At 72.0% G+C, this 7,172-nt stretch carries 9 protein-coding genes; 5 read left to right on the forward strand and 4 right to left on the reverse strand.

The genetic code is table 11. From position 1 onward, the window contains the following. Positions 1-118: 118 nt before the first annotated feature. Positions 119-442, reverse strand: a complete 324-nt coding sequence (locus ACFWBW_RS41210) for a plasmid stabilization protein (RefSeq protein WP_385384887.1) — start codon at positions 440-442, stop codon at positions 119-121. Between the two features lie 181 nt (positions 443-623). On the opposite strand from ACFWBW_RS41210, the gene ACFWBW_RS41215 reads away from it, so the two are divergent. The 4 genes from ACFWBW_RS41215 to ACFWBW_RS41230 all read left to right on the forward strand — a co-directional run bounded on the left by ACFWBW_RS41215 (position 624) and on the right by ACFWBW_RS41230 (position 2,115). Beyond that, a complete protein-coding gene (locus ACFWBW_RS41215) occupies positions 624-803 on the forward strand; it encodes a CsbD family protein (RefSeq protein ID WP_385384890.1) in 180 nt (59 codons plus the stop codon). Positions 804-805: 2 nt separating this feature from the next. Continuing rightward, the gene (locus ACFWBW_RS41220; RefSeq protein WP_385384893.1) at positions 806-1,168 is read left to right on the forward strand and encodes an STAS domain-containing protein; all 363 of its coding nucleotides are present in this window, start codon (positions 806-808) and stop codon (positions 1,166-1,168) included. 61 nt (positions 1,169-1,229) lie between these two features. Then, on the forward strand, positions 1,230-1,601 hold the full coding sequence (locus tag ACFWBW_RS41225; protein WP_385384896.1) for an STAS domain-containing protein: 372 nt from the start codon (positions 1,230-1,232) through the stop codon (positions 1,599-1,601). 13 nt (positions 1,602-1,614) lie between these two features. Next, complete coding sequence (locus ACFWBW_RS41230) at positions 1,615-2,115, forward strand: ATP-binding protein (RefSeq protein WP_385384899.1); 501 nt, start codon at positions 1,615-1,617, stop codon at positions 2,113-2,115. Between the two features lie 7 nt (positions 2,116-2,122). Here ACFWBW_RS41230 and ACFWBW_RS41235 read toward each other — a convergent pair whose 3' ends face one another. From ACFWBW_RS41235 to ACFWBW_RS41245, 3 genes are all read right to left on the reverse strand, one after another. Beyond that, positions 2,123-3,040: a SigB/SigF/SigG family RNA polymerase sigma factor gene (locus ACFWBW_RS41235; RefSeq protein ID WP_385384901.1), complete on the reverse strand. Its 918-nt coding sequence runs from the start codon at positions 3,038-3,040 to the stop codon at positions 2,123-2,125. A gap of 110 nt (positions 3,041-3,150) precedes the next feature. Beyond that, entirely contained in the window at positions 3,151-5,634 is a 2,484-nt protein-coding gene (locus ACFWBW_RS41240) for a SpoIIE family protein phosphatase (protein WP_385384904.1), read from the reverse strand. Positions 5,635-5,684: 50 nt separating this feature from the next. After that, the gene (locus tag ACFWBW_RS41245; RefSeq protein WP_385384907.1) at positions 5,685-5,927 is read right to left on the reverse strand and encodes a hypothetical protein; all 243 of its coding nucleotides are present in this window, start codon (positions 5,925-5,927) and stop codon (positions 5,685-5,687) included. 247 nt (positions 5,928-6,174) lie between these two features. Here ACFWBW_RS41245 and ACFWBW_RS41250 point away from each other — a divergent pair, with 247 nt between their 5' ends. Continuing rightward, positions 6,175-6,534, forward strand: a complete 360-nt coding sequence (locus tag ACFWBW_RS41250) for a PRC-barrel domain-containing protein (RefSeq protein ID WP_385384910.1) — start codon at positions 6,175-6,177, stop codon at positions 6,532-6,534. Positions 6,535-7,172 lie beyond the last annotated feature (638 nt).

Below are 7,172 nucleotides of genomic sequence, written 5' to 3' on the forward strand. Positions count from 1 at the left end.
ACTCAGCGAGGACAAGTATTCGTCTCTCGCCCCTCCCTCCCCCCTCCTCCCCCCCCCCCCGCCCTCCCCCCCCCCCTACCCCCCCCCCCCCGAGGTGACGAGGAACGGAGCCGGGCCGTCAGTAGCCGAGCTCCCGCTTGAGTTCGGCCTTGTCCATGGAGGAACGGCCGTGCAGATCGCGCCGCTTGGCCTCCGCGTAGAGCTGGTCGTACGTCGGCCCCTGCGCGCCCCGGTGCGAGCGCAGCCCGCCGCGCCTGCCCGAGGAGATGTCCTCGAGGGAACTCTTGCTCGCCGTCTCGGACTCCCCGGCACGGGCCCGCTCCTTGTTGACGGTCCGCGCGGCGATCTCCTTCGCCCGCTCGGCGCTCTCACCGCGCCGCTCGACGCTCTCCTTGATGTGCTCGTACTGGCGTTCCCGCTTGGGGCTGGAACCACGAGGCATGATCACTCCTCGGTCCGGGGGCATGGCCTACGGGTCGCCTACCCGGGGCCGCCCACCGCATTCGCGCCGGACTCCCGCCTCTCGGGGCAGTCAAAATTGCAGACAATTCGGTACGTATTGCAGGCGGCCGTCCCCTGGCGCATGGTGGCAGCAGTACCCCCTCAGGAAGGAAGAACTCGTCATGGGCAAGGCAAAGGGCAAGGCGAAGCAGGCCAAGGGGAAGCTCAAGGAGAACCTCGGCAGCGCCATGGACGACAAGCGCATGCAGGCGGAGGGAAGCACCGAGCGGATGGCCGGCAAGGCCGAGGAAATGACCTCCGATGCCGCGGACAAGATGAAGAAGGCCAAGGGACAGCGCTGAGGATGACGCGAGAGCACGGCACGCACGACCCCGCCGGACCGCCTCCCCCTGCCGGGGAGGCGGTCGTGGTCCGCCTGTCGGGCGAGATGGACCTCAGCCGGGTCGGCGAGGTGCGCGCCCTGCTGCTCGAAGCGGCGACCCGCGCGGGCGGCCGCGCCGACATCGTCGTCGACCTCAGCGGTCTGACCTTCTGCGATTCCGCCGGACTGAACCTGCTGCTCCGGGCCCGCCTGCAGGCCGTGGAGTCCGGCCGCACACTGCGCCTGGCCGCACCGAACGCCCAGATGCTGCGGCTGCTGGAGATCACCGGCGCCCTCTCCCTCTTCCCCGTCGACACCGTCCCGCCCGGGTTTGGCGGCCCCTGACGGGGTAGGCGCGAGACGTATCCGGTGTCGGGACACGAACCACTGGAGGAAGGGGCACGCGATGCCCTCGACGGACGAGGACCCAGACCGCCTCGCGGTCCACGTGCGACCCCTCGACGGGGCCACCGTCCTGACCTTGGCAGGAGAGCTCGACCACGAAACCGCGGAGCCCCTGCGCTCGGCCCTCGAAGCAGCCCGGGAAAGCGGCGGGCCACGCCTGCTGGTCGATGTCAGCGGGCTGGAGTTCTGTGATTCCACGGGATTGAACGTGTTGCTGCACAACCGGCTCGCGGCCCGGGAATCCGGCGGCAGCCTCGAACTGATCGGTCTGCACCGGCCGGTCGCACGCATGTTCCACGTCACCGGCGCCGACGGTCTCTTCCCTCAGCACCCCGATGTGGACGCGGCTCTGGCGAGTCACCCACGCACGTAGCGGAGGAGCACGGATGAGTGAGCGCCGGTCACCGGAGCGGACCCGGCGCCTGCTGTTGCACGGCACCACGGATGTCGTCGGCCGGTGCCGCGACTTCACCCGCCGGGCCCTCACCGACTGGCAGTGGCTGCCGGAAGCCGGCAGCGGGAGCGCCGGCGACGAGGAGACCGCCGAATCCGCGGACGACGTACTGCTCCTGGTGTCCGAAGTGGTGGCCAACGCCTGCATGCACGCGGGCGGGCCGAATTCACTGCTGTTGCACCTCACCGCCGAGCGGTTGCGCATCGAGGTCACGGACGCCAGTCCGGTCGTACCGGTCTACCGGTTCCCGGCGGATCCGGCCCGTCCCGGAGGCCACGGGCTGCTCATCGTGAAGCGGCTGGCCCGCGCGTGGGGGGCGGATCCGGTCGACGGCGGAAAGTGCGTGTGGGTGGAGGTCGCCACTCCACCGCCCCTGCGGGAGAGCGGGGAAACCCCCTCCCGGCAGCCGGGCCGGTCGCCCCGCACGGCTTGAACGCGTCCTAGGCCCCCCGCTCGCACTTGGCTTGTGCCTCGTTCTCGGCGCCACCCTCGCGCTCGTCCTCGTCCTCGTCCTCCAGCATCCCGGTCCGCAGCCGGGCCATGATGCGGCTCAGCAGTCGCGAGACGTGCATCTGGGAGAGGCCCAGCCGATCGCCGATCTCCGACTGGTTCAGCTCTTGGCCGAAGCGCAGCGAGAGGATCAGCCGGTCGCGGTCACTGAGCGTGGCGAGCAGCGGCTTCAGCGTCTCCAGGCATTCGATGCGGTCGTACGCCGCCTCCTCCTCCCCCAGCGGCCACCCCCGGGAGCCGCCGTCCGCCTCGGGTCCCACCGGGGCGTCCAGGGATCCCGCCAGGTAGCCGTTGGCCGCCCGGCGGCCCTCGTCCAGCGCCTCCGTGGTGATGCCGAGGTGCTGCGCCAGCTCCAGGTCGGTCGGGTGGCGTCCCAGCCGCTGTTCGAGCGCGTCGTGCGTCTTGGCGATGTCGAGGCGGAGTTCCTGGAGGCGCCGCGGGACCTTCACGGACCAGCTGGTGTCGCGGAAGAACCGCTTCATCTCGCCGGTGATCGTGGGAATGGCGAACGTCGTGAACTCGACCCCCCGCTCGACGTCGTACCGGTTGATGGCCTTGATCAGGCCCACCGTGCCGACCTGGACGATGTCCTCCATCGGCTCGGAGCGGTTGCGGAACCGGCGTGCCGCGTACTTCACCAGGCTGAGGTTGAGCTCGACGAGCGTATTGCGCACGTACGAGTACTCCGGCGTCCCTTCGCTCAGCTCCTTCAGCCGCCGGAACAGCGCTACGGACAGGGTCCGCGCCTCGCCGGTGCTGACGGTGAGCGGATCCTCCGGAACATCGGGCATCCCGGTGCGGAGGTCGATGCGGAGCAGATCCGTGGTGTCGCTGGAAACGGGTGCCATGAGCTTCCTCCGACGGATTGGTGGGCACCGGCCGACCCCGGGCGGGGCGGCGGGAACCGTCGTGGCCTTCCCTAGGGGATATACCCACACGGGGGAGGCTGACCCTCCTTTTACGGAACCTCCCCGTCCGGTACCAGGTCCCTGTCCTGTACGTCCCGGTCCGGGACGTGGACGTCCAGGACGCAGATGTCGTCGCGCTGGGCCGTGCACAGCGCGGCGAGCGTGCGGGCGAGGGTTTCGCCGCGGCCGTCCCGGAGAAGTCGCACCGCGGTCTCCGCGAGGCGGTCGAGGCCGGCCCCTATGTCCTCGCCCGGTTCCTCCACGAGCCCGTCCGTGTAGAAGAGCAGGTGATCATCGGGCAGCAGGCTTATGGACGCCTGGTCGTACGAGGCTTCGAAGGTCGCGCCGAGAAGGGCGCCCCTGGGCTGCTCGAGGTACTCCGCCCGGTCGCCCCGGATCAGCAGGGGCGGCAGGTGGCCTGCCCGCACCCAGATCAGCCGCCGGTCCCAGGGCTGGTAGCGGGCCATGATCATGGTGGCGGTGGCACTGCCCGACGGGTCCGAACCGGTGTGCAGCAGCAGGGTGTTGAGCCGACGCAGGACGTCGGGCAGCAGCGAGCCGGTGATGGCCATGCCCTTGGCGGTGAAGCGGAGCTGGGCCATGGTCCCGACGGCGGCCAGTCCGTGGCCCGCCACGTCTCCGATGACGAACAGGGCGCTCTCGTCGGGGAGTTCGATGGCGCTGTACCAGTCGCCGCCGACGTTGACCCCGCTGTCGGAGGGGACGTAGGCCACGTCGATGCACAGGCCGGCCAGTTCCAGGGACTGTTCGGGGATCGGCAGCAGCGTGTCCTGGAGGCTTGCGGCGAGCGCGCGTTCGGCCTGGAGCATGCCCCGCTGGAGGAGGACGGCCCGCTCGCTGTCGCGCAGGGCGACTTCGATGTCGTGCCGTGCGGTCAGGTCCTGGAAGAAGCCGTGCACCTCGACAGGTGTGCCGGCGGCGTCCGTCTGGGCCTCGGCGACGATCCGAAGGTGCCGGACCCCGTGCCCGGTGGTGATCCGGAACGGCTGGTCGATGGCCTCGCCCTCGCTCAGCAGCCGCTCGACGGCGGCACCCAGCTGCTGAAGGTCGTCGGGGACGACGTGGCTCGGCAGTTCCTCCAGCGGCATCGGCCCCCGGTCCGGATCGCGGTCGAAGATCGCGTAGACCTGCTCGGACCAGGTGACGGTGTCGGTGACCAGGTTCCAGCCCGCCCAGCCGAGGTTGCCGAGGCGCTGCATGTCGGCCAGCCGCCGGGTCTCGCGCTCGCTGCTGTCATGGCAGACCCAGGAGACCACCAGGTGGTCTCCGAGCCTGGACGCCCGGACCGAGTAGACGGACTGCCGGGGGACGCCGGCGATCACTTCCTCGTAGGTGAAGGGTTCCCCCTCGTACCTGGTTCCGGTGGTGAGCGTCTTGAGGTACCCCTCCCAGAGGGCGGTGCCCGCCACGGTGGGGTACGTCTCCAGGATCCGGCGGCCCACGAGCTCCTTGCCGCGCCGGCCCGCCACGTCCACGGACTCGGGCGCCGCCGCATCGATGCGGTAGTCCTCCACGTCACCCGTCTCCGAGCGCAGGGGGGTGAGCAGGGTCGCCGGTCCGGCCAGGGTGTCCAGGATCAGCTGGACCGTCGCCGCATAGTCGGCGCCGGCCGCTCCCAAGGCCTCCGGGTCGCCGGTTCGTTCCCGCGCCCCGAGGGGCACCGCGCACAGCCGGGTGGCCTGGCGCAGCAGCGCCCGGGTGGCGGCGGTGAAGGGGCCCGGTCGTGTGCGCAGGAAGCCGATCGCCGCCCTGGGTGGCCCGTCGCCGGGCAAGGGGACCCAGGCTCGCGCCGGCCAGCGCTCCGGCGGGTCCCCGATCAGCAGGTAGCGCCGGGCGTCCTGCTCGGGGTCCTCCAGCCATAGGGCGCGGCGGCCGGCGACCGCTTCGAGCGCGGCGACCCCGCTCAGCGGGGGGATGTGGCGCCACTGCTCGGCCAGCGCCTCGTCGATTCCGGCGCTTCCGGTCAGATCCAGGCTCCCGGTGGCGGCCTCGGTGTAGATCATCACCGCGTCCACGTCGGTGGCCCCGCCGAGCACGCTCACCAGCAGCTCCGCGATGTCGTCGCCGCCGTGCGCCGCGGCCAGGCCGTCGGCGACCCGTGCCAGCAGGCCGCTCAGCTCGCCGCCACCGTCGTGGTGTCCGGCGAGATAGCGGCGACGGCTGAACACCGAGGTGCTCGGCTCGTTCGCCAGGCCCGTGGTCGAGGCCGTGGGCAGAGAGATCCGCACGGTCCCCGGGGACCGGCGCAGGCGGACCTGGCCCAGCGTGATCCAGCACTCCTCCAGGACGGAACGGCCGCGCCGGCGGGCCCGTTCGAGGAGCAGCTCGTGCGCCGTGTCGGCGGAGACACCCGCCTGGGCCATGAGTACGCCCGTGGCCCGCTCGACCACGGCCGTGGTCGCGGCGACGCCTTCCAGGTCGACGACTTCCGACCGGAGTCGGGCCACGACCCTGGCGAGCGCCACCACCTCGGGTGCGGCGCCCTCACCCACGGGTGCGGCATCGCCCTTCACCTCATGAGCATGGCACGCCCGCTCCCCGCCCGCCCAGGTGCGGTCCGGCGTCACTCATCGCGCGGGCCCACCCACCGCGTCCCCTTCCCGCCCGGCTTCCCACTCGGCTTCTCCGGCTGCTGCGGACGGTCCAGACGGCTGGCTTCGTCCGTGTCCGCCGCCGGAGTGGTCCCGCCGTCGCGGCGGCCGGCCCGCGCCTTGTCATCGTGGCGGTCGGCCCGCGCCTTGCGGTGCCGGTCCGGATTCCGCCCGCCCTCCAGCGGCACTCCTCCCGCGCCACCCTGCTCGTCCATGGCCGTCCTCCTCGCCCTCGCTGGAACTCGACGCGGGCCTCCGCGGGCCGCGGCAGCCCCGCGCACGGGCTGCTGCCCCGCTCCGGACCGCGCAAACCGGTGGAACGCGCACCGTCCTGCGTCGGCCGCGCCCGGCTGGGTAGGCGCCCGGTGCGGGGTGCGGCCTCGGCCTCATGGCTGCGACGGGGGTCGCACTCCGTCGTCAAGGACGGACGGTACGCACGCTACTCACGGAGAGGAGCCGATCATGAGCACGCAGGACATCTGGGGCTGGGGTCACGAGGACACCACGGGCTACTCGAAGGGGATCGACCTCGTCGGCTACAAGGTGGAGGCCACCGACGGGAGCATCGGCAAGGTCGACAAGCACTCCGAGGAAGTCGGCGCTTCCCTCATCGTCGTGGACACCGGTGTGTGGATCTTCGGCAAGCACGTCCTGCTTCCGGCCGGGGTCATCACCCGGATCGACACGGCCGCCCGGACGGTCCACGTCAACCGGAGCAAGGAGCAGATCAAGAACGCTCCGGAATTCGAGGAGTCGCAGTACAACACCGGGCCCAGCTACCTGGAACAGTTCGCCCGGTACTACAACCAGCCCCACATGTGAACCGGCCGGCCGGCCGGCCGGCCGCCCGCCTTCCGCCGGGTGCGCCGCTCCCGGTCGAAGGCCTCCGCCAGTACGTCCCCGGGCCCGGGTCCTTAGCGGGTCCGCGGCCGGGGCCGGACAGCCGGACTCAGGTGACGGGCTCCGGTGCCGGCACCGGTCCCGGGAGGGGCCCGGGTGGCGGCTGACGGTCGGGCCGCGGTACGGGCGGCGGCGGATCGGGCTCGGGCTGCGGAGGCGCCGGCGGTACCGGATCCGGTCCGGGCGCCGGTACCGGGCCGGGCAGGGGCCCGGGTTGCGGTCCCGGGCCGGGGCCTGGCGCGGGGGTCGGGCTGGGCGGCACCGGGTCGTTGGGCGGCGTCCCCATGGACGCCACCGCCCCTCGTGCCTGGTGAGTCCGGGTGGTCGTGCTGCTCCTCGTACTCGTCACGCTGTGTCCGATCGTTCGTCCGTGGACCGGCGGCAGGGCCGTCCGGCAGGGCACCGTCCGTCATGCGGGCCGCGCGGGTCGCCCTCAGGCAGCAGGCGCGGCATCCCGCGCCTACCCGCGCCGCCGAGGCCTAGTGCTGTGGCCGGGAAGGTTTGCCGGGTCGCGGCGTCCGGTACGGTGCATCGCAAGGCGGAGGGCCACGGCTCGTACT

Source organism: Streptomyces sp. NPDC059957 (genome assembly GCF_042730015.1).
GTDB lineage: Bacteria > Actinomycetota > Actinomycetes > Streptomycetales > Streptomycetaceae > Streptomyces.

Excerpts from the sequence above, each read along its gene's own strand:
- ACFWBW_RS41230 (WP_385384899.1), top strand. The coding sequence starts at position 1,615 with ATGAGTGAGCGCCGGTCACCGGAGCGGACCCGGCGCCTGCTGTTGCAC.
- ACFWBW_RS41225 (WP_385384896.1), top strand. The coding sequence starts at position 1,230 with ATGCCCTCGACGGACGAGGACCCAGACCGCCTCGCGGTCCACGTGCGA.
- ACFWBW_RS41220 (WP_385384893.1), top strand. The coding sequence starts at position 806 with ATGACGCGAGAGCACGGCACGCACGACCCCGCCGGACCGCCTCCCCCT.
- ACFWBW_RS41250 (WP_385384910.1), top strand. The coding sequence starts at position 6,175 with ATGAGCACGCAGGACATCTGGGGCTGGGGTCACGAGGACACCACGGGC.
- ACFWBW_RS41235 (WP_385384901.1), bottom strand. The coding sequence starts at position 3,040 with ATGGCACCCGTTTCCAGCGACACCACGGATCTGCTCCGCATCGACCTC.
- ACFWBW_RS41215 (WP_385384890.1), top strand. The coding sequence starts at position 624 with ATGGGCAAGGCAAAGGGCAAGGCGAAGCAGGCCAAGGGGAAGCTCAAG.
- ACFWBW_RS41210 (WP_385384887.1), bottom strand. The coding sequence starts at position 442 with ATGCCTCGTGGTTCCAGCCCCAAGCGGGAACGCCAGTACGAGCACATC.
- ACFWBW_RS41245 (WP_385384907.1), bottom strand. The coding sequence starts at position 5,927 with ATGGACGAGCAGGGTGGCGCGGGAGGAGTGCCGCTGGAGGGCGGGCGG.